20 protein-coding genes are annotated in these 21,374 nt (G+C 56.2%); 1 reads left to right on the top strand and 19 read right to left on the bottom strand.

From position 1 onward, the window contains the following. The first annotated feature begins 4 nt into the window (after positions 1-4). On the top strand, positions 5-1,231 hold the full coding sequence (locus tag IGB42_RS20350; protein WP_159675185.1) for a glycosyltransferase: 1,227 nt from the start codon (positions 5-7) through the stop codon (positions 1,229-1,231). A gap of 26 nt (positions 1,232-1,257) precedes the next feature. Here the strand turns inward: IGB42_RS20350 and IGB42_RS20355 are convergent, their stop codons facing one another. The 19 genes from IGB42_RS20355 to IGB42_RS20445 form a co-directional block, all read right to left on the bottom strand. Continuing rightward, positions 1,258-2,346: a glycosyltransferase family 4 protein gene (locus IGB42_RS20355; RefSeq protein WP_159675187.1), complete on the bottom strand. Its 1,089-nt coding sequence runs from the start codon at positions 2,344-2,346 to the stop codon at positions 1,258-1,260. Between the two features lie 19 nt (positions 2,347-2,365). Then, a complete protein-coding gene (locus IGB42_RS20360) occupies positions 2,366-3,349 on the bottom strand; it encodes a GDP-L-fucose synthase (protein ID WP_159675189.1) in 984 nt (327 codons plus the stop codon). Beyond that, positions 3,342-4,715, bottom strand: coding sequence for a phosphomannomutase CpsG (locus tag IGB42_RS20365; RefSeq protein WP_201800033.1), 1,374 nt, complete (start codon positions 4,713-4,715; stop codon positions 3,342-3,344). Before IGB42_RS20365 ends, IGB42_RS20360 begins: the two co-directional genes overlap by 8 nt. Continuing rightward, entirely contained in the window at positions 4,712-6,148 is a 1,437-nt protein-coding gene (locus IGB42_RS20370; RefSeq protein WP_159675191.1) for a mannose-1-phosphate guanylyltransferase/mannose-6-phosphate isomerase, read from the bottom strand. The genes IGB42_RS20365 and IGB42_RS20370 overlap by 4 nt, the downstream gene beginning before the upstream one ends. Before the next feature lie 10 nt (positions 6,149-6,158). Next, positions 6,159-7,277: a GDP-mannose 4,6-dehydratase gene (gene gmd / locus IGB42_RS20375; RefSeq protein WP_174764244.1), complete on the bottom strand. Its 1,119-nt coding sequence runs from the start codon at positions 7,275-7,277 to the stop codon at positions 6,159-6,161. Positions 7,278-7,283: 6 nt separating this feature from the next. Then, positions 7,284-8,354: a hypothetical protein gene (locus IGB42_RS20380; protein WP_159675193.1), complete on the bottom strand. Its 1,071-nt coding sequence runs from the start codon at positions 8,352-8,354 to the stop codon at positions 7,284-7,286. Next, positions 8,351-9,118, bottom strand: a complete 768-nt coding sequence (locus IGB42_RS20385) for a class I SAM-dependent methyltransferase (protein ID WP_159675195.1) — start codon at positions 9,116-9,118, stop codon at positions 8,351-8,353. Before IGB42_RS20385 ends, IGB42_RS20380 begins: the two co-directional genes overlap by 4 nt. Continuing rightward, positions 9,115-10,227 carry a DegT/DnrJ/EryC1/StrS aminotransferase family protein gene (locus IGB42_RS20390; protein WP_201800034.1) on the bottom strand — a complete coding sequence of 371 codons (1,113 nt, stop codon included), beginning with the start codon at positions 10,225-10,227 and terminating at the stop codon, positions 9,115-9,117. The genes IGB42_RS20385 and IGB42_RS20390 overlap by 4 nt, the downstream gene beginning before the upstream one ends. After that, positions 10,211-10,651 (bottom strand): hypothetical protein, encoded by a 441-nt coding sequence (locus IGB42_RS20395; RefSeq protein ID WP_159675197.1) that lies wholly within the window; start codon positions 10,649-10,651, stop codon positions 10,211-10,213. The genes IGB42_RS20390 and IGB42_RS20395 overlap by 17 nt, the downstream gene beginning before the upstream one ends. Further along, the gene (locus IGB42_RS20400; RefSeq protein ID WP_159675199.1) at positions 10,648-11,562 is read right to left on the bottom strand and encodes a glycosyltransferase; all 915 of its coding nucleotides are present in this window, start codon (positions 11,560-11,562) and stop codon (positions 10,648-10,650) included. Before IGB42_RS20400 ends, IGB42_RS20395 begins: the two co-directional genes overlap by 4 nt. 67 nt (positions 11,563-11,629) lie before the next feature. Further along, complete coding sequence (locus IGB42_RS20405; protein WP_159675201.1) at positions 11,630-12,247, bottom strand: FkbM family methyltransferase; 618 nt, start codon at positions 12,245-12,247, stop codon at positions 11,630-11,632. Beyond that, positions 12,240-13,592: a flippase gene (locus tag IGB42_RS20410; protein ID WP_159675203.1), complete on the bottom strand. Its 1,353-nt coding sequence runs from the start codon at positions 13,590-13,592 to the stop codon at positions 12,240-12,242. Before IGB42_RS20410 ends, IGB42_RS20405 begins: the two co-directional genes overlap by 8 nt. 48 nt (positions 13,593-13,640) lie before the next feature. Beyond that, a complete protein-coding gene (locus tag IGB42_RS20415; protein ID WP_159675205.1) occupies positions 13,641-14,951 on the bottom strand; it encodes a nucleotide sugar dehydrogenase in 1,311 nt (436 codons plus the stop codon). Positions 14,952-15,068: 117 nt separating this feature from the next. After that, positions 15,069-16,499, bottom strand: coding sequence for a sulfate adenylyltransferase subunit CysN (gene cysN / locus IGB42_RS20420; RefSeq protein WP_159675207.1), 1,431 nt, complete (start codon positions 16,497-16,499; stop codon positions 15,069-15,071). A gap of 170 nt (positions 16,500-16,669) precedes the next feature. Then, a complete protein-coding gene (gene cysD / locus IGB42_RS20425; protein ID WP_159675209.1) occupies positions 16,670-17,596 on the bottom strand; it encodes a sulfate adenylyltransferase subunit CysD in 927 nt (308 codons plus the stop codon). 178 nt (positions 17,597-17,774) lie between these two features. Continuing rightward, complete coding sequence (gene rsfS / locus IGB42_RS20430; RefSeq protein WP_159675211.1) at positions 17,775-18,146, bottom strand: ribosome silencing factor; 372 nt, start codon at positions 18,144-18,146, stop codon at positions 17,775-17,777. Then, positions 18,143-18,787: a nicotinate-nucleotide adenylyltransferase gene (nadD, locus tag IGB42_RS20435; protein WP_159675213.1), complete on the bottom strand. Its 645-nt coding sequence runs from the start codon at positions 18,785-18,787 to the stop codon at positions 18,143-18,145. The genes rsfS and nadD overlap by 4 nt, the downstream gene beginning before the upstream one ends. Before the next feature lie 81 nt (positions 18,788-18,868). Further along, positions 18,869-20,125, bottom strand: coding sequence for a glutamate-5-semialdehyde dehydrogenase (locus IGB42_RS20440; protein WP_159675215.1), 1,257 nt, complete (start codon positions 20,123-20,125; stop codon positions 18,869-18,871). Positions 20,126-20,242: 117 nt separating this feature from the next. Next, positions 20,243-21,019, bottom strand: coding sequence for a serine protease (locus IGB42_RS20445; RefSeq protein ID WP_159675217.1), 777 nt, complete (start codon positions 21,017-21,019; stop codon positions 20,243-20,245). Positions 21,020-21,374: the final 355 nt, after the last annotated feature.

The following is a 21,374-nucleotide window of genomic DNA, read 5'->3' on the forward strand; positions in this document are numbered from 1 at the left end:
GGAAATGAGCAAGCGCAAGCCCCGTTTGCTGGTTTCGGCATCCACATTTCCGCTGGTACTGGGGGATGCCGAGCCACCATTCGTGTATGAATTGTGCAAGCGGCTGGCACCTTTTTTCCGGTTGATCGTGCTGGCGCCGGCATCGACTGGAAAAGCGGGTTGGGACCGGGTTGGCCAGGTTCGCGTCTACCGCTACCGCTACGCATGGAAGGGCGCACAACGCCTTGCCTATTCTGGCGGCATGCTGCCCAATTTGCGTCATCGGCCCTGGTTGCTGGCGGTCGTACCGTTCTTCCTGCTGGCACAAATCCTTGCTGCATACCGGTTTCTGTGTCGCTGGCGGCCACAGGTAGTCCATAGCCATTGGCTGTTCCCGCAAGGGTGGGCAATGGCTGTAGCGCAAATGCTCGCGCGGGCTGATACACCACTACTGCTTACTTCACATGGTGGTGACCTGTTCGGCTTGCGGGGGCCGCTGTTCGATGCGTTGCTGCGATTCACTCTGATGCGTAGCCAGGGCGCGTCTGTAGTCAGCAATGCAATGGTAGATGCGCTGCGGCAGCGATTTCCAGCCCACCCCTGCGGTCAGGTGCTGGTTCGCTCCATGGGCGTTGATACGGCGTTGTTCGCTCCCGCTACCCAGCCGCAGCTTGGCCAACGTCTGTTGTTCGTTGGCCGCCTGGTTGAGAAAAAAGGGGTGCACGTGCTGCTTGCGGCACTGGAGTTGTTGCATCGGCGCGGTTGCAGGGTTGGCCTGGATATCGTCGGGGATGGCCCGCAACGCGTTGCGCTGGAGGCACAGTCTCAACAATTGCAACTGGGCGGTTGCGTGCGCTTTCTGGGGCGAGAACCCAATGAGCTGCTGCGCGTGCGTTATCAGGCGGCTCTGGCAGTGGTGATGCCCTCCGTTGTGGCGAGCGGGGGTGATCAGGAGGGTTTGGGCCTGGTTGCGGTGGAAGCCATGTCTTGTGGCGCCATCGTGGTGGCAAGCGATTTGCCTGCGCTGCACGATGTAATCGACCATGAGCGCAATGGCTACCTTTTCCCTGCAGGCGATGTACAAGCGCTATCGGAGCGCTTGCGGCAACTGGTTGAAAGCCCGGAGGCAATCGGCTCATTGAGATTGCAGGCCCGCAATGATGCAATAAGCCGATTTGACTGGCCGCAGGTTGCGCTGACGTATAAAGACTGGATCATCAAGCATTCAAAGCCTGATGAGGGTAATGCCTGACAAATGACCAAGGCATTCGCCCGGGTTTATGGTTTTGTCTTTTCCAATATCTGCGAGAGCAAATCCGCACATTGGTCCCAATCTGCGGTTGGCGAGTATGCAACCTTTGCAGATCCCCGCACCGTGGCGATGGTTGCCATGGCCAAAGCGGTGGCATCACGCGGGGTCACGAGGCATTCCGGATGGTCGCGCAGTACCCAGCTCGTTCCTTCCACCGCCGAGGCAACCACAGGTATACCGCATTGCATTGCCTCATAGAGCTTGGCCGGGTAGCTATAGTTGCCGAACGCCGATGCTTCATTGATAACCAGCAATGCATTCATGGCATTCAGGACGGTGGGCATCTGCGCATCTGGCAGATAACCAAGTTCGATGATTTTGCCATTGAGCGCTTCGGGCCAATTCACGTTCTGTTGGCGTCGCCCGGTCAATACCAGTTTGACTTCGATGCCGTGCTTCTCAAACAGGGCGATGGCCTCGAACAAGATGCCAACACCGCGGTTAGCAAATAGGGAGCCGCAGTAACCAATCAGGGCAATATCCGGCGGCAGGCCCAATTGTTGCCGGCATTCGGCCTGTTGCATTGGTTTGAAGAACGGGTCGGCGGCCATGGGAATAACCGTTCCCTTTTGGGCCGGATCATCCTGCAGCATGCGCTTCAGCAAGCCCGGCCCTGCCGCTGTCAGTGCGTCAGCCCGGCGGCATGCCCGGCGCCATGCCCAGTGCAATGGCTTGGCCCATGGGATATAGCTTTCATAATTGTCATAGGCATCGATCAGCGACCGGATACCAAAGCGTTTTGCCAAGCATTGCGCGAGGATGCCATACCAGGTATCCGAAAAGCCGACGATCCAGTCGAACTGCCCAGCTTGCAGCAGTTCTTTTGCTTTACGCAGGTACGCAAACGGTCCACGGGGGCGCAGTGATACGCTATGCCAGTGGATCAGCCCATCAAATTCGCTGACGGCTGGGTCATCCTTATAGCTCAATAGCAGCATGTGTACTTCATGCCCGCGCTCTGACAATCCTTTGGGCAGGTGATAAAAACGCCCATAAGGGCGGCTGATCAGGTCACGGCCTTGTGGACGGCGTTTACACAGGAAAAGAATTTTCATTCGGGCGGGTCGCAGTCAATTACCGGCGCATATCGGTGCCAAGGTGATCGCAATACCAATGATAGGTTGCCTCCAGGCCTGCTTCGAGAGCACGCGTTTGCGTAATGCCGAGTGAATGCAGTTTGCTCACGTCCAGCAACTTGCGCGGTGCGCCATCCGGTTTACTGGCATCAAAAACGATCTCGCCGCTGAACCCGGTCACCTTGGCGATCAGGGTAGCCAGATCGCGGATGCTGATGTCGGTGCCGGTGCCGGCATTGAGGTGGCTGCATTGCGGCGTCACCTGCCGCCGCCATGTGGCTGCAGGCAGATTCATCACATTTACTGCCGCAATGGCCAGATCATCCACATGCAGGAATTCGCGCAACTGCGCACCGCTACCCCAGATCGTCACACGCTGTGCACTTTGTTGCCTGGCTAGATGGAAGCGCTGCAGCAAAGCTGGAATCACATGGCTGTTCTCGGGGTGAAAATTGTCGCCCGGGCCATACAGATTGGTCGGCATCAGGCTGCGGTAATCGCGGCCATGCTGGCGGTTATAGGATTCGCACAGCTTGATGCCGGCAATCTTGGCAATCGCATACGGCTCGTTGGTCGGCTCCAGATGACCGGTCAGTAGCTGTGCCTCGCTGATCGGCTGCTCGGCCAGCCGCGGGTAAATGCAACTTGAACCCAGAAACAGCAATCTGGGTACATCATGCCGGTGCGCCGCACCGATCACGTTCAATGCAATTGCCAGGTTATCGTGGATGAAATCAGCGGGGAACTGGTTGTTGGCCTGAATGCCGCCCACCCTGGCTGCAGCCAGATACACCTCGTCGATGGCGTGGCTGGCAAAAAATGCCTCCACTGCTGCCTGATCGCACAAGTTGAGTTCATCACGGCCAGCCAGCAGCAGAGTGACATCCGCTTGCCCGCTCAGTTGCCGCACGATGGCAGAGCCGACCATGCCGCGGTGGCCAGCGATGAAGACGGTCTTTTTGTTGGCGGCAGCTTCAGTCATGGTGTTCATCCAGCAAGGCCAGCAGCACTTGCGTTTGTTGTTGCATCAGCGCGATATCGGCGCGGCTTTCCACATTCAGGCGCACCAGTGCTTCGGTATTGCTGCAGCGCAGGTTGAAGCGCCATTCGGCAAATTCCAGGCTCAGGCCATCGGTTTCATCCATCAGCAGCGCATGGTCGGCATAGATCGCTTTGATATTGGCAATGGCTGCTGTCGGATTGGCGATCTGGCGATTGATTTCGCCGGACGAGGGGAAGGCGGCAATGCGCGCATCCACCAGTTGCGATAGCGCAAGCCCGCGCGCGCTGAGCAATTGCACCAGCAGCAGCCAGGGAATCATTCCGCTGTCGCAATAGGCAAAATCGCGGAAATAGTGATGGGCGCTCATCTCGCCGCCATACACGGCATCTTCCTCGCGCATGCGCGCCTTGATGAAGGCGTGGCCGGTTTTGCTCTGGATTGCCTGGCCGCCGGCGGCGGCAACGAGTTGCAGCGTGTTCCAGGTCAGGCGCGGGTCATGAATGATTTTCTGGCCAGGCTGCTGCAGCAGGAATGCTTCGGCCAGCAGGCCGACCACGTAATAGCCCTCGATGAAACGGCCTTGCTCATCGAAGAAAAAGCAGCGATCAAAATCGCCATCCCAGGCAATGCCGAGGTCTGCGCCATGCGCACGCACGGCATCTGCCGTCTCGGCCCGGTTTTCCGGTAACAACGGATTGGGAATGCCTTTGGGAAAATGGCCATCCGGCGCATGGTTGAGCTTGATGAACTGCAGCGGCGCACCCATAGCGCAAAGGCGTGTTTCCAGCGCATCGATCACCTGCCCGGCGGCACCGTTGCCTGCATTGACGACGATGCGCAGTGGCCGCAGCTGTGCAGTGGCGATATAGCCAAGCAGGTGATCGGTATAGGGCGCCAGCAAATCCACGGCCTGCACGGTGCCGGGTTGGCCTGCCGCGGTAAACTGGCCAGACTGCACCAGCTGCGCAATGGCCTGCAGTTCGGTATCGCTATCCAGCGGCCGTGCCCCCCCGGCTACCAGCTTCATGCCATTGAAATCGATGGGATTATGACTGGCAGTGACTTCAATACCGCCGTCCACATCCAGGTGGAAAGCGGCGAAATAGACTTCCTCGGTCCCCGTCATGCCCAGATCGAGTACATCCGCGCCGCCATCTTGCAGGCCCCGGATCAGCGCAGCCTTGAGGGCGGGTGTACTCAGGCGGATATCGCCGCCCACGGCAACACGCCGTGCAGCCATCACGTCCACGAATGCCCGCCCGATGCGATAGGCCATTGCTTCGTCCAGCTCATCGGGCACCCGGCCGCGGATGTCGTAGGCCTTGAAGCACGCAGGTAGCATCATGCCGGCTTGTCCTGAGTGCGGCCATACTGGTCATCCATGCGTACGATATCGTCTTCGCCCAGATAGCTGCCCGATTGTACCTCGATGATTTCCAGCGGCAGCTTGCCAGGGTTTTCCAGCCGGTGCGTGGTGCCCAGCGGGATATAGGTCGACTGGTTTTCGCTCAGCAATATGATCTTGTCACCATTGGTGACTTTGGCGGTGCCTTTGACCACCACCCAATGCTCGGCCCGATGGTGATGCATCTGCAGCGACAAGGCTGCCCCGGGGTTGACCACGATGCGCTTCACCTGGAAGCGTGCGCCGCTGTCGACGGATTCGTAACTGCCCCACGGGCGAAACACCTTGCGCTGGTTCAAGACTTCGCCGCGACCGGCGTTTTTCAGGCGGTCAACCAGTTGCTTGATGCCCTGTACATGCGCCTTGTGGGCCACCAGCACCGCATCGGCCGTTTCCACCACGATCAGGTCATCCACCCCTACGGTGGCCACCAGTCGTGCCTCACTGCGGATATAGCTGTTCCGCGTATCTTCGGCAAACACGTCGCCCAGTAGCGCGTTGCCTTGCTGATCCGGCGTACTGACGTCCGCCAGCGCGCTCCACGAGCCGATGTCGTTCCAGCCCAGTTCGCTGGTGGCAATCACTGCCGCATGCGGCGTGTGCTCCATCACCGCATAGTCGATGGATTCTGCCGGGCAGGCGGCAAAGGCCGCGCTATCGAGCCGCAGGAAATCCAGGTCCTCCTGGCTGCGCACGACAGCATCCGCAACATGCTGATGCATCTGCGGCTGCAGGCGTGCCAGTTCTTCCAGGAACAACGCCGCCTTGAACAGGAACATGCCGCTGTTCCACAGGTAATCGCCGCTGGCGATGAACGCCTCTGCGGTGGCACGATCCGGTTTTTCGACGAATGACGACACCAGGTGGGCGCCTTCATGCCCCGCCAGCGCTGCGCCCTGGCGGATATAACCGTAGCCGGTGTGCGGCTCGGTAGGGCGGATGCCGAACGTGACCAGCTTGCCATCCTGGGCCAATGTTGCTGCTTGCGCCACGTATTGCCGGAAACGCGCCGGTGCCCCGATCACGTGATCGGATGGCAGCACCAGCAGCAACGCATCCTGATCCTGACGCAACGCCAGGTGTGCGGCGGCGGCTACTGCTGGCGCGGTATTGCGCTCAGCCGGCTCCAGCACGATGCGCGCGGTAGTAACGCCAGCACTGCGCAGCTGTTCTGCCACCAGGAAACGCAAATCCTGGTTGCTGATCAGCAATGGTGCGACTACGCCGGGTATGCCTTGCAAGCGCTGTGCAGTCTGTTGCAGCAGGCTGTGTTCACCATGCAAGGACAGGAATTGCTTGGGGTGCAGTTTGCGTGATACCGGCCATAGCCGGGTCCCTGCGCCACCACACAGAATGACCGGAATGATGGTCATGGGCATGCTCCTAATCGGCACCGGCCACGTCGATCTGGTAGCCATGCGCTTTCAATAGCGCGTGCTGGCGGGCTTGCGCCAGATCATGCGCGACCATTTCGGCCACCATTTCATCCAGCGTGGTCTCTGCCTGCCAGCCCAGCTTCTCGCGTGCCTTGCTGGCATCGCCGAGCAAGGTTTCCACTTCTGCCGGGCGATAGTAGCGCGGATCTACCCGCACGATGACATCACCCACGGAGAGGGCAGGGGCACGATCACCATTGATCGCAGCAATCACCGCGTACTCTCCCGCCCCATCCCCGTGGAAATCCAGCGTAATACCCAGTTCTGCCGCTGCATGCAGCACGAAATCGCGCACGCTGTATTGCACGCCGGTGGCGATCACGAAGTCCTCGGGTTTTTCCTGCTGCAGCATCAGCCACTGCATCTTTACGTAATCGCGCGCGTGACCCCAATCGCGAAGTGCAGACAGATTGCCCAAGTACAGGCATTGCTCCAGGCCCTGTGCAATATTGGCCAAACCACGCGTGATCTTGCGGGTAACGAAGGTTTCACCACGGCGCGGGCTTTCATGGTTGAACAGGATGCCATTACACGCATACAGGCCATACGCTTCACGGTAATTGACGGTGATCCAGTACGCATACAGCTTGGCCACCGCATACGGGCTGCGCGGATAAAACGGCGTGGTTTCGCGCTGCGGTGTTTCCTGCACCAGCCCGTACAGCTCGGACGTGGACGCCTGATAGAAGCGGGTTTTACCAGTCAGGCCCAGAAAGCGGATCGCCTCAAGCAAGCGCAAGGTACCCATGCCATCAACATCCGCAGTGTATTCCGGCGATTCGAAACTGACCGCAACATGCGATTGCGCGCCCAGGTTGTACACTTCGTCTGGCTGCACTTCCGCGAGGATGCGGGTGAGGTTGGAGCTGTCGGTCAGGTCGCCGTAGTGCAGCTTGAAACGCTGGTTCTCTACATGTGGATCCTGATAGATATGGTCGATACGCTGCGTATTGAACAGCGACGCCCGGCGCTTGATGCCATGGACTTCATAGCCTTTGGCAAGCAGGAATTCGGCCAGATAGGATCCGTCCTGACCGGTGATGCCGGTGATAAGGGCTTTTTTCATGATCAGTTACTCAGCTTGGCTGTGGCTGACAGCGGCTATGTATGGGGATGCCATTCTGGAAAATTCATATTTTTCAAATGCATTATACGCGTTGGAGGCGTATGCTTCGTAATTGGATTGGATTTTCCTGATGGCGGCTATTATTTCAGCTGGTGCATTGTCTTTTATGGTAATTCCGGCGCCTGCCTCATCGATTATTTTTAACCCCGGTATCCGGGTACCTATCATCGGTATACCGGCGGCCATGTAATTGAACATTTTGCCCGACGGGCACGTCAAGTAATTGGGGTCGTTGTTCTTTACATTGTAAAGACATAACCCGATATCGAACTGCCGGATGTAGTCAATCAGATCCGAATTTTCCACAAAGCCATCGGCTGCGGTAATCCGCTTGGCGGCGGGGCTGGCATTGATTTTTTCGCGAATGACGTCCGGTATGATGCCCCTGACTTCCAGGTGAAGCGTGTCATCCTCCTCCAGCGCGCCAATGCAATCAAGAATGCCATGGCTGGGAATGGCATTGCCGATATATAGCAATTTCTTTATTCCATTTTCAGGTAATGCTTTTGCAGGGCGATCTGCAGGGGCGATGGGGGCATTTTGTATAAAAAAAACACGCTGTAATTTTTCTTGAAATTGGATTTCAAGCCGTTCGTTATTTTGAGTAATGACATTTGCAATGTTTGTGCTGTCCACCAAGAAAAATGCAATGTTTTTCTTCACTTCCAGCGAGAAATAGTCAAAATTGTGAATGCCTGCAAGTTGCAAAGCCAGACTGCCAGCGGAATCAATGCCAATGTAATGGTCAAATGTATCCAGCTTCTTTATATGCCGATAAAGAACCAGCGGTTTCAAGAAGTTCAAAAGCCTGGTTTTTGTCAAAACCAATAACAATGGGCTTCTTTGATCAATGAAAACAATCCGGAAGAGACGGCTGATGTTGTGGCTGTTGAACCTCCCATTGAATGTGAGGATAGTGGGCTCGAAGCCATGGGCTTTCAATAGCGTCGCCATATTGAGGGTCGATGGCGAGTAAGCAATCCAGTCATCCGGAAAGACAATGAGACATTTTTTCATGGAATCAAGCGAAACGTGGAGTATGCAGCCCAACTGTTCTCGCTAGGTGCTGATTCCTGCATGAGAACGCCATGGCTGAGCAGGGAGAAGTTGTGCATGCTGGCCATGTATTCCACCTCTGGCGCAAATAGATAACGCATAAGATGCGATTCTTTGACGACTTCCACCGAGTCCTGTTCAGTCATCATGATTTCGTACTGAACGTTGACGGTATTTTTCTGGTAATCGATGGTTGATTCGGCTATCCGTATGATGGATAGGCCGCCATCCTGAAGCCGCTTGACGCGTGTTTCCGGTTTCATCGATAAAACTGCAGGCCCATACCAGTAGTCAAAAACCAGTATTCCGTTATTTACAAGATGCTTGTTGGCAGTATCAAATGCGGCATGCAAAGCTTGATTGCTGGTTTGATAGCTGAAAACATGAAAAAGGGATAATACGATGTCGAATTTTCTGCTTGTTGAAAAGCTGCCCAAATCTGCCTGTGAAAAAGTCAGACGATTACTGATTTCCTGCGGCAGATCACGCTTCCGTTGCTCCGCAGCAGCCAGCATATTCGCACTGATATCAATGCCATGAACCTTATAGCCAGCTTCGGCTAACACTTGGGCGTGAATACCCGTACCGCAGCCCAGCTCGAGAATGGTGCTTGCCTGAGGAAAATAGGTTTTCAGGCGCGAAATGATGAAATCAGCTTCACCGCGATAGTCCTTTTCCCGGTACAGCAAATCATAATAACGCGCATAACGATCGAATATGCTCATTGCATCATGGCCCGCACGCCTGCTCCAACCGTTTCCATCTGGTCTTCCTGCAAGGCAAGACCACTTGGAATATAAAACCCCCGACGAGCGAGCTTTTCTGCAATGGGATAGTGCTCACCAGCAAATAGGCCCATTGCCTGGAAAACGGGCTGCTCATGCATTGGCCAGAAAAAGGGCCGGGTGCCAATGCCCAATTCTGCCAGTCGCCTCATCGCTTCTTCGGCATCAAAAGAAACATCATCCTCAAGCACAATGCCGAAGACCCAATAGATATTCTCGGCATAGCTTGCGCGCTCAAGTGGAAGTTGCAACCCGGGGACACCCTGCAGCGCATGCGTGTAAAAATTCCCCATCTGCCTTTTTCGCAAAACAAACTCATCAAGCCGCTCAAGCTGGGCCACGCCAATGGCCGCTTGCATATTGGTCATCCGCATGTTCCAGCCCAGCGTTTCGTGCACAAAGCGCTTTTGAGGCTGGAAGCACAAATTACGCAACGAGCGACAACGGTCCGCCAATATCTCGTCATCTGTAACCAGCATACCTCCTTCCCCCGTGGTGATATGCTTGTTTGGATAAAAACTGAATGTGCTGATATTTCCAAAGCTACCGCAAGGCCGTCCTTCAAAGCGCTGGCCATGCATTTCTGCTGCATCTTCGATAATCAGCAGCCGATGTTTGGCAGCGATGCGTTCAATTGCCGCCATGTCTACCGGCAAACCATAAATATGCACAACCATGATTGCTTTGGTCCTGGATGTGATCTTTTGTTCGATTTGCCGCGTGTCCATATTCCAGGTTACCGGATCACTATCAACCAGCACCGGTAACGCGCCAGCGCGTACGATCGCACTGGCGCAAGAAATAATGGTGAAGGTAGGCAGGATCACTTCATCGCCTGGACCAATTCCCAGCGCAACAACAGCCGCATCCAAAGCCACAGAGCCGTTGCAGACCGCAATGGCATGGCGTCTGCCCACTGTTTTTGCAAACGCATCTTCGAATTTCTTAATGAATGGCCCTTCTGACGAAATCCATCCGGTATCGATACATTCATTCAGGTATTTCTTCTCGTTGCCGTCGAGCAGGGGGGTATTAACGGGGATCATCATCTACCTTTACTTGGCTGTGAGGTACCGGTGAAAAACGAGTCTTGTCCTGTTCGCCAGCATATGGCCCCTGTTTGACTTCTATGATTTCGGATGACTCAAGCACCTCGAAGCCATGGCCACCAAAGGCCAATAAGATGACATCCCCGGCATACAAATTCCGGCTTTCCAGATACTGCTGCTTTTCATCATAAAAATCTACCCGGACCTTGCCCGATTTGATGAAAAGCACTTCCTTGGTGTACTGGACCTCCCTGACAACAGGGTTGTGTACATGCGGGGGGATGATGTAGCCCCGAGGACGATTCATATATCCGAGTTGTTGGGAAAAATCATCCGGCGTAAAAAACTGGATTCCCGACGTAGTATATTCTCTCCGGATAATGATGGCGGCGAGTTGATTTTCAATATTGATATGTTCAATCATTGCATGCCAACCATCTGTTTTAATTTTCCAAGAATGGCCATCAGAAGTGATGGCCGTATCGATTCATAGAATCGGCGAAATGCAAAAACCGCGTCAGCATTTTCCACGATGGCAATGTCTTTCAGCATGATCCGGGAATTATGAGTGTGATTCCCGTAGTGATCATTCTGGGCGCAGTGTACACCGCTCGCATCATGGCCTATGTTGTTGATCAAGCTTTCTCTGGAATAAAGCGTGTACATGCCATTTAAAAAAGTTGACGCATGCCAGCGAATGGCCCATGAGTTGTTCCTTCCCGCAATCTGCTTCTTCAGCATTTTCGAGTAGACGCGATATGAAATGCCTCTGTCAAATTCTTTGATCAGGTCGCGTTGCTTCAATTCCGCCAGCAATTTCGTACCGTTTGATTCAAAACAATCCCACGCCCGACTCCACGTTGCCCACCCCCAGCAGTCTGCACCGCGCAGGAAAAAGAGCTCAGGAATGGGGTCTTTGACCGGATAGCAGTATCCATGTATGGAAGCTACTTTTTCCTTATCTCGGTATTTGGCCAGACCTTGATTCATGAAGTCCAGAAAATGAGGGCTCGTTACCAGGTCATCTTCGAGAACGATGATCTGACCGAATTGATTCAGTGTTTCGGTGACACCGGAAATGATATTGCTTGCTAAACCATAATTTCTCGGACGCTCGATCAGGGTGACGCTTTTAAAGCCACGCAACGCACGGATCAAGTCACGCACCTCTTGCACCGCAGTTTCATCCGCACCAGCACGAGCACCATCTGAATAGACGATCAAATCCGTTTTACTGGCTAGGTCGTTAGCCAATAAAGCATCCAGGGTTTGTCTGGTATGTGCGGGCCTCGCAAAAACGAACAGGGCCACCGGTGCAAGATGTTGCTGAAACATTAGATTATGCCTGTCTCTTCATGTATGGCAATTGAAAATGATACGCCCTTTTTGACAATCAAACACGCTAGAGGCCAAGACAGTTTTGATCACGATAAAAGATGGATGTTTCTGATATATGGGGCGTAATGGGTGCCAAGCCGGTGAAGGGGAGTTGTCTGAATCCGCTGTCGGCCAGGACTTCCAGGGCATCCCCGTAGTTTTTCCGATCCGAATTGTCGAGGATCACAATGCCGTCTGTAGTCAAAGCATGGAGCGCATGTTTTATGCAGTTTACGCGATCCCTGCCATCGACAAAAATGACATGCCATTTCCCGTTCAATACAGAACGACAATAATCGCCGTCATATTCAAGGGGGACATACTGCAAAAAGGCATTTCCCGGCAAGGTCGCCTTGATTTTCTGGAACCAGTCAGCATCATGCTCGACGCTGTGCACCGCCCTGGTTTTTTTGCTGAGCCAGAGGGTACTGTTACCACAGCCAAACTCGAATACATCCAGGTGCTGGTGCAGACGCCTGTCCAGGAAATCGATTGCAGGATAGGTAATCCAGGGAACCGGATCGCCATGGCGGTCTACTGAAGAGCGGCTTGTATAGCTTTGCAGCCATCCATAATTTGCCAAGGCTTTTTTTCCCAAGGAAAAAAGGCCGTAAAGCCGCGACTGTATCAAATATTTAACCATGAAGTGTACGTGCCGCTGGAAATGGAATGAAGAAGATGGCGCTTAACTGAAGCTGGAAAGAACGCTTGGCCAGGAACAAATTTATTCCTACTGCTGCGATGAATTGGCTAACAATCGTTGCATAGCAAGCGCCGAGCAAACCGAGATGCGGTATCAATGCAATGTTGCAGATAATGTTGGCAACCGCAGCAATGAGCGTTCCATAAACACGAATCGACGGCTTTTTTTCGATTACGACCCAGATCGTATGCGCTACGCCCAGCCAGATAAAGACATTCGAGAAAATATGCAATGCCAGTACTCCGTTTCCGGATACATAAGCTGACCCATAGAAAGCGGAGATTATATTGGAAGAAAAAAATGAAATGCACAGGGAAAAAAACAATGCGCCGTAAAAGAAAAATCGGAAAATTTTTATCAGAAATTTTTCGTATGTTACGACATTGGTTGTACTGATTCTTGCCATGTGCGGCAAAATGGAACTGACAATGGTCGCTGGCAGGAAATTGAGCGCTTGCGATAAAAGTATGATCGAAGAGTAAATGCCAAGCTGTGTGTCGCCGAGATAATGTTTTATCATGAACTGATCGATCCGCATATAGATTATGGTCGATATGCCACTGATGATGAATGGAAACGACTCGGAAAGAAGGGCCATCGATTTCGTTGCAGTATGGAACCATGGTGTGCTGGTCCTGAATCGAGTATATGCGAAGAAAAGCCCGCAGGCACATAGCAGTGCTTCTATAGCGACGGCTCCGGCAAAGTAAACCAGCGGTGCTTGCAGAAGTATCAATCCGACCTTGAACCCATTGGCGGCCAAGTGTGCAATCAATTTTACCGTCACTGTACGCCGGCTTTGATTTTGACTTTGAAACCAGAGATCAACACTGTCCGCTGCTTGAAATACCAGCGAGCTGCCTGCAATGCAGATCAGCAATATATTTTTATGCGGTCCCGATTCGAAAATTGCCATGCTGGCGATTGCGATAAGCCAGCCGAAAATACCTGCTGTACTGCGTAAAAACAGCGTGGAGCCAAGTATGTGGGGAGCTTGCTCTGAATCAATAGCCACTTCACGCACAACAATGCTATCGAGCCCCAGGCTGACTAATACCTGGAAGAAAGCAACGCAGGCAAGAATATATGCCAGCTCCCCATATTGACTCGGCCCGAGATAACGGATCATCCACACGCCAACCAGCAAGCTGGTCAGCATGCGGCCAGCACGGTCAAAGATCAGCCAGCCCGAATTGGCCAGTACCGCTTGGGCGGTATAGCGATCATGCAGCCTGTTTTGTATTGGCGCTGGTAACCAGCTTACCCACGCTCTATTTCTGAGCATGGGTGATCCAAGCGAATAATTGATGTGGCGTATCAAGAAATGGCATCGCTAAGCCTGAACAATGCGCTCTGCGTGGGATTGATAGCGGCCTCTGGTATCAATGATGGGGGTGCCGCTTCCTGATATCAAGCCGTAATCGAATCCGTCATGATCCGTCGCCAGCACCACGCAGTCATAGCTTGCCAGCGCATCGGCATCCAGTGCCACCGACTGCAAATCAAACTGATACTCCCGCATCTGCGGAAATACCGGCACGTGTGGATCCGAATAGTGCACTTCTGCACCCATCTTCCGTAGCAGGTCCATGATTTCTACCGACGGTGATTCGCGCGTGTCGTCGATGTTTTTCTTGTAGGCAATGCCCAGCACCAGGATACGGCTGCCTTTGACGGCTTTGCCCTGTTCGTTCAGCGCGGCCTGGGTTTTATGTACCACCCAGTGCGGCATCTGGTGGTTCACTTCGCCGGCCAGCTCGATGAAGCGCGTGTTCACACCGTATTCCTTGGCTTTCCAGGTCAGGTAGAACGGGTCGATCGGGATGCAGTGGCCGCCAAGGCCGGGGCCGGGATAGTAGGGGACGAAGCCGAAGGGCTTGGTGGCGGCGGCGCGGATCACTTCGTGGATATTGATGCCCATCTTGTCCGCGACGATTTTCATTTCGTTGACGAGGCCGATATTCACTGCGCGGTGGATGTTCTCCAGCAGCTTGGTCATTTCGGCCACGCGGGTGGAGCTGACCGGCACGGTGGTTTTCACTGCCAGCTGGTACAGCGCACAGCCCAGCGCCAGGCAGGATGGCGTGATGCCACCCACTACCTTGGGGATGTCCTTGGTGCCGTAATCGGGGTTGCCCGGGTCTTCGCGCTCCGGCGAGAACACCAGCGCACAGTTTTCCCCGGGAATGAAGCCACGTGCGGCCAGGCGCGGCGCCAGCTCTTCATCGGTGGTGCCGGGATAAGTGGTGCTTTCCAGGCTGAGCAGCTGCCCGGCGCGGAAGTGCGGCACGATGGCATCCACGGTGCTGATCACGAAGCTCAGGTCCGGCGCGCGGTGGGCATCCAGCGGGGTGGGCACGCAGATGATCAGCGCATCGGCCTCGCCGGTGCGGCTGTAATCGGTGGTGGCGGTAAAGCCCCCTGCGCGGGCGCTGGCGATCTGTGCCGGCGTGATGCGCTCGATATAGCTCTCGCCGCTGTCCAGCATGCTGACCTTGCGGGCATCGATGTCGAAGCCGATCACCCTGATGCCGACTTCGGCAAAGCGCAGCGCCAGCGGCAGGCCGACATAGCCCAGCCCGTAGATGCCCACGGTGAGCGAGCGCCCGGCGATTCTGTTCTGGAGCAAATCCAATGGCGACATGCGGTTTGGCCTGCGTGGCGGCTGATCTCAGCGAATGCTGATATTTTGTCCTAGTTTCAGCGAACTGAAACAAAAAAACCGCCGGAACGGCGGTTTTTTCTGCAGAACGGGTGCTGCTTAACGCAGCTTGCTGATGTCCCTGGCTTCCCAGTCAGGAAAATGCTTGCGCACCAGCGCATTGAGCTCCACTTCGAATGCGCGCAGGCGGCTCAGTTCATCCACCTGACCTTGCTGGGCCGATACCGCACTGGCGTTGATCATGCCGGCGCCGGCGGTGGCGTTGCTCAGGCGGTCGATGATGATGAAGCCACCGGTGCCACGGCACTGCCTGTAGCTATCGAACACCACCGCAGCGTTCACTTCCACGGTGACCAGGGCGATTTCGTTCAGGCTCAGCTGGCTGGCATCCACCTTTTCCATGGTGTTGACGTCCACGCGGTGCGCAATGCGCGAGATGCGGCCGAATACGCTCTTGCCACCCAGCTTGAACGCATATTCCTTGCCGACCAGCAGCGGGCTTTCGTTCATCCACACCACGTGGGCTTCGAACGCTTGCGAGATCGCCGGTTGCGCATCGCCGGCGCGCACCAGCATATCGCCACGGCTGACGTCGATTTCGTCTTCCAGCGTCAGCGTGACGGCTTGGCCGGCGTACGCCGCGGGCTGATCGCCCTCGAAGGTGACGATGGCTTTCACTTTCGACTTCTTGCCCGAAGGCAGTGCCACCACTTCATCGCCAGGCAGTACATGGCCCGCAGCAACGGTGCCGCAGAAGCCACGGAAATCCAGATTGGGGCGGTTCACGTATTGCACCGGTAGGCGGAATGCATCCAGCTGCGCGTGCTGGGTGATCTCGACGCTCTCCAGCAGGCGCATCAGCGTTTCACCCTCGTACCACGGCGTGGCGGTGGATTCGTTCACCACGTTGTCGCCGCGCAAGGCAGAGATCGGCACGAAGCGGATATCCGGGATCGCCAGGTCTTCTGCGAAAGCGAGGTACTGCGCCTTGATTTCGTTGAAGCGTGCTTCGGAGAAATCCATCAGGTCCATCTTGTTGACCGCCACCAGCACATGCTTGATGCCCAGCAGGCTGACGATATAGCTGTGGCGGCGGGTTTGCGTCTGTACGCCGTAGCGCGCGTCGATCAGGATGATGGCCAGATCACAGGTGCTGGCACCGGTAGCCATATTGCGCGTGTACTGCTCGTGGCCCGGGCAGTCGGCAATGATGAACTTGCGCTTGTCGGTACTGAAGTAGCGATATGCCACATCGATGGTGATGCCCTGCTCGCGCTCCGCCTGCAGCCCGTCCACCAGCAGCGCCAGGTCGATTTCCTGATCGGTGGTGTTGTACTTCTGGCTGTCTTTCTGGATAGCGGCTAGCTGGTCTTCGAAGATCAGCTTGGAATCATGCAGCAAGCGCCCGATCAGCGTGGATTTGCCATCGTCGACATTGCCGCAGGTGATGAAGCGCAGCATGTCCTTGTTCTCGTGCTGCTTGAGGTAGCCAAGAATGTCGCTGGCGATCAGATCGGATTGGTGGGACATCTGTTCAGTCCTTCATATCCGCCCATCGGGGCGGTCATATCAAATTGTGCGGATTCCGGGAAGCATTTGGCCCCGGAACGCGAAGGCAAGCGAGCAGCGACGACACAGTACTGAGGTGAGGAGCCGCGCAGCGCAGCCGACAAAGTGCCGGGGTCAAATGCTTCCCGGAATCAGAAATAGCCTTCCATCTTTTTCTTCTCCATCGACCCCGACGAATCATGGTCGATCACCCGTCCCTGCCGCTCGCTGGTGGTGGTCAGCAGCATTTCCTGGATGATTTCCGGCAGGGTGGCCGCGGTCGATTCCACCGCGCCGGTCAGCGGGTAGCAACCCAGCGTGCGGAAGCGGACAGACCTGGTTTCGATGCTGGCTTTCTGTTCCGGCGTCAGATACTGCAGGATGCGATCGTCGTCGATCATCACCAGCGTGCCGTTCAGGTTGACCACCTGGCGCGGTGCCGAGAAATACAGCGGCACGATCTCGATGTTTTCCATGAAGATGTATTGCCAGATGTCCAGCTCGGTCCAGTTGGACAGCGGGAACACGCGGATCGATTCACCCTTGTCGATGCGCGAGTTGTAGATGTTCCACAGCTCCGGGCGCTGGCTTTTCGGATCCCAGCGGTGATTCTTGTCGCGGAACGAGTACACGCGCTCTTTGGCGCGGCTCTTTTCCTCGTCGCGGCGGGCACCGCCAAATGCAGCATCGAAGCCGTACTTGTTCAGTGCCTGCTTCAGGCCCTCGGTCTTCATCACGTCGGTGTGCTTGGCGCTGCCGGCGGTAAACGGATTGATGCCGGCTTTCACGCCGTCCTCGTTCACATAGGTGATCAGGTTCCAGCCTTCGGCCTTCTGCTTGTCGCGCAGCGTGTACATCTCCTGGAATTTCCAGGTGGTATCCACATGCATCAGCGGAAACGGCGGCTTGCCCGGGGCAAACGCCTTTTTCGCCAAGTGCAGCATCACTGCGGAATCCTTGCCCACCGAGTACAGCATGACGGGGTTATCGAATTCGGCAGCCACTTCGCGGATGATGTGGATGGACTCTGCTTCCAGTTGCTTGAGATGAGTCAGGCGGGCGTGACTGAGGGTGTTCATGCGTACTCGATGCGGGCCCTTAGCGAGCCGATTGATTCAATTTCGCAAATGTATCCAAAAAATGGATAAAAGAAAAAGAATCTGTAGTTATGACTTTATGTTTTATAGGCGGTTTGAATCGCTGTAAAACCAGTGGTGAAGCGGCTTTGCGCCGTTTTCACCACTGTTGCCGTCATGCTTAAACCGCGCTCCAGCTCTTGCCAAGCGGGTTGAAAGTGGGCTTCTGGCCGCCCCACAGCTGTTCCAGGTCGTAGTAATCGCGCACTGCCGGCAGCATTACGTGTACTACCAGTTCACCGGCATCGACCAGTACCCAGTCGCCGCCTTCTTCGCCTTCGGTGCCGACAATGTCGTAGCCCTTGGCCTTGAGTTCGACCGACACATTGTTGGCCAGCGCACGCACCTGGCGGTTGGAATCACCGGTAGCCACGATCATGCAATCGAACAGATCGGTCAGTTTGGTGGTATCCAGCGACAGGATGTCCTTGCCCTTGATGTCTTCAAGGGCGGCAACCGCGACGTCGCGCATGGCTTGGGTCAGTTCATTCATTCAGTATGTCCTTTCATAAAACGATAAAGCCCGCTCTGCATCACTGCATCGGCCACCGGGGTGAGTGCGCTGACATCGTCGCCGCGCACCAGTTTTTCCCGTAGTAGCGTCGATGACACCGTCAGCAGCGGGCTGGGCAATAAGCTGATTTTACCGCGAGCCAGCGCTTCCGGCGTGGAAGAAACCTGCCGTTTGGCAAATTCTTCTGCAATTTCAACGGGTAATGCTGCCAAATCGTAGCCGGGGCGCGCCGCAACCACCAGGTGGCCCAGCGCCAACAGCGTGCGCCAGCTGTGCCAGCTGGCCAGTTGCGCCAGCGAATCACCGCCGATCAGCCACACCAGCAGTGCATCGGGGTGCTCGCCCTGCAGCTCCTGCAGCGTATCCACGGTATAGCAATAGCCTTGCCGGCGTATTTCGCGGTCATCCGCCACCAGCGCCGGTTCGCCGGCAATGGCCTGCACCACCCAGTCGTAGCGCTGGCGCGGGCTTACCCGCGTGGCAGGGCGGTGCGGCGGCAAACCGGTGGGGATCAAGCGCACCTGCGGCAAGGCAAAGCAATCGCGCAGCGTACGCGCAAACGTCAGGTGCCCGTTGTGGATGGGGTCGAAGCTGCCGCCGTAAATGCCGATGGCGTTCATGCGCCTGCCCGCATGCCGATGCGCGGCGCGCAAAACAAACGGCCCACCGTGGGGCGGGCCGCTGTGGTTGATACGGCGTGCTCAGTTACGGACCTGGCCATCACCCAGCACGATCCATTTTTCACTGGTCAGCCCTTCCAGGCCAACCGGGCCACGCGCGTGGATCTTGTCGGTGGAAATGCCGATCTCGGCACCCAGCCCGTACTCGAAGCCATCGGCAAAGCGCGTGGATGCATTTACCATCACGCTGGCCGAATCCACCTCGCGCAAGAAGCGCCGCGCCTTGGTGTAATTCTCGGTGACGATGGCATCGGTATGGTGGCTGCCATAGGTATTGATATGGTCGATGGCGGCATCCAGATCATCCACCACCCTGATCGAGAGGATGGGCGCCAGATATTCGGTGCGCCAGTCTTCCTCGGTTGCCGCTACCGCATCGGGCAGGATATCGCGCGTGGCGGCACAACCACGCAGTTCCACGCCCTTGCTGCGGTAGATGTCGGCCAGCGGCGGCAGGATCACGTCGGCCACGTTGCTGTTCACCAGCAGCGTTTCCATGGTGTTGCATGGCGAGTAACGGTGGGTCTTGGCGTTGTCGCTGATGCGGATGGCTTTGTCCGGGTCGGCTTCGTCGTCGATGTACACGTGGCAGATGCCGTCCAGATGCTTGATCACCGGCACGCGCGCATCGGCAGCGATGCGGGCAATCAGCCCCTTGCCGCCACGCGGCACGATCACATCGACGAACTCGGTCATGGTGATCAGCTCGCCCACCGCGGCGCGGTTTTGTGTTTCGACCACTTGTACTGCGGTGGCCGGCAGGCCGGCGACTTCCAGCCCTTCCTGTACCAGCCGGGCAATCGCTTGGTTGCAATGGAATGCTTCCTTGCCACCACGCAGGATGGTGGCATTGCCGGATTTGATGCACAGGCCGGCCGCGTCTGCAGTCACGTTCGGACGGGCTTCGTAAATGATGCCGATCACGCCCAGCGGCACGCGCATCTTGCCCACCTGGATGCCGGACGGCTGGTATTTGAAATCGCCCATATTGCCGATCGGGTCCGGCAGCGTGGCAATCTGGCGCAAACCCTCGGCCATGGTGGCGATGGTTTTTTCGGTCAGCTGCAGGCGGTCCAGCAGTGCTGGCTCCAGCCCATCGGCGCGTGCCTGCACCATGTCCTGTGCGTTGGCCGCCAACAATTGCGCGGCATCGCGTTCGATGGCGCTGGCAATGGCGCTCAGCGCGCGGTTCTTGGCGCCGGTATCGGCCTTGGCCATTGCGCGGCTGGCGGCGCGGGCATTGCGGCCCACGGCTTGCATATAGGTTTTGATATCCATGATACGGCCCGCTAAGGGTGTTGCATCCAATTGCTACATTCTATCGACTTCGCTCGGGTCTATATAGCCATGCGCGTGCAACCCGTGCCGATACCGGCTGGCGCCATGCATCGGCTTTCAGGGTCGCGGCGGTGCTTGCAGTACCGACACGCCGATATTGTCGATGGTCTTGCGCTTGAACCAGTCCGGTGCCGAGCTTTGCGTGGCAATCAGCTGCGGGCCGGTAGGCGTATCGAGCCAGATGGGGCTGCCCGAATCGCCGGACAAGGTATCGCAGCGGTGCAAAATGGTGTTGTCACGGCGCAGTGCGGTCAGCTTGCAATTGCGATGCGTGGTCAGCACGTCATCGTGATCGCCCGCGTAACCGGCTTGCGTCACCGTGTTGCCGGCGGCCTTGATGGCGGCCTGCAGCGCCTTGCGGTCGCCGCGAAATAGCGGCATTGGCGGTGGTGGCGTGCCGTCAACCAGCTTGAGCTTGATCCACGCCATATCGTAAGGCGATGCCTCGGGCATGATGTACAGATCATTGCCCTTGAAGAACGTGCCTTTCTGGAAGCGCGGGTGGAACACCTGCGCCAGTACCTGGTAGCGCGCAGTGTACCGGTGCTTGTGCACGCCGGTTTTGAACCATACGCCGTCGTCACCTTTTTTCGGCTCCATCAGGAAGCAGTGCGCAGCGGTGATGGCGAGATCCGGTGCGATCAGCGTGGCGGTACACAGGTTGCCGGCGCGGGTTTCCAGCTGGCCCACCGGGGCAAATGGCGCGGGGTAGGGGGCGGCGATGAACTGGCGGTCATCATGGCCGAAAAACAGGATATTGCGCTGTGCCGGGGTTTCGTCCGCGTGGGCAAGGCCGGCGCAGAGAACGGACAGCAGGGCGAGGAAGCGGAGCATGGGTTTGTGCCTTGCAAAACAAAAACGGGGGCAAAGCCCCCGTTTTTGAATTTTACAGCTTGCCGGATTACTTGGCAGCGGAAGCAGCCGAAGCGCCCGAAGCCTTCTTCTTGGCTTGAGCCTTAGTAGCGGAAGCAGCCGAAGCGCCCGAAGCCTTCTTCTTGGCTTGAGCCTTAGTAGCGGAAGCAGCCGAAGCGCCCGAAGCCTTCTTCTTGGCTTGAGCCTTAGTAGCGGAAGCAGCCGAAGCGCCCGAAGCCTTCTTCTTGGCTTGAGCCTTAGTAGCGGAAGCAGCCGAAGCGCCCGAAGGCCTTCTTCTTGGCTTGAGCCTTTAGTAGCGGAAGCAGCCGAAGCGCCC

It is taken from the genome of Andreprevotia sp. IGB-42, assembly GCF_009848685.1.
In the GTDB taxonomy this organism is placed as follows: domain Bacteria; phylum Pseudomonadota; class Gammaproteobacteria; order Burkholderiales; family Chitinibacteraceae; genus Andreprevotia.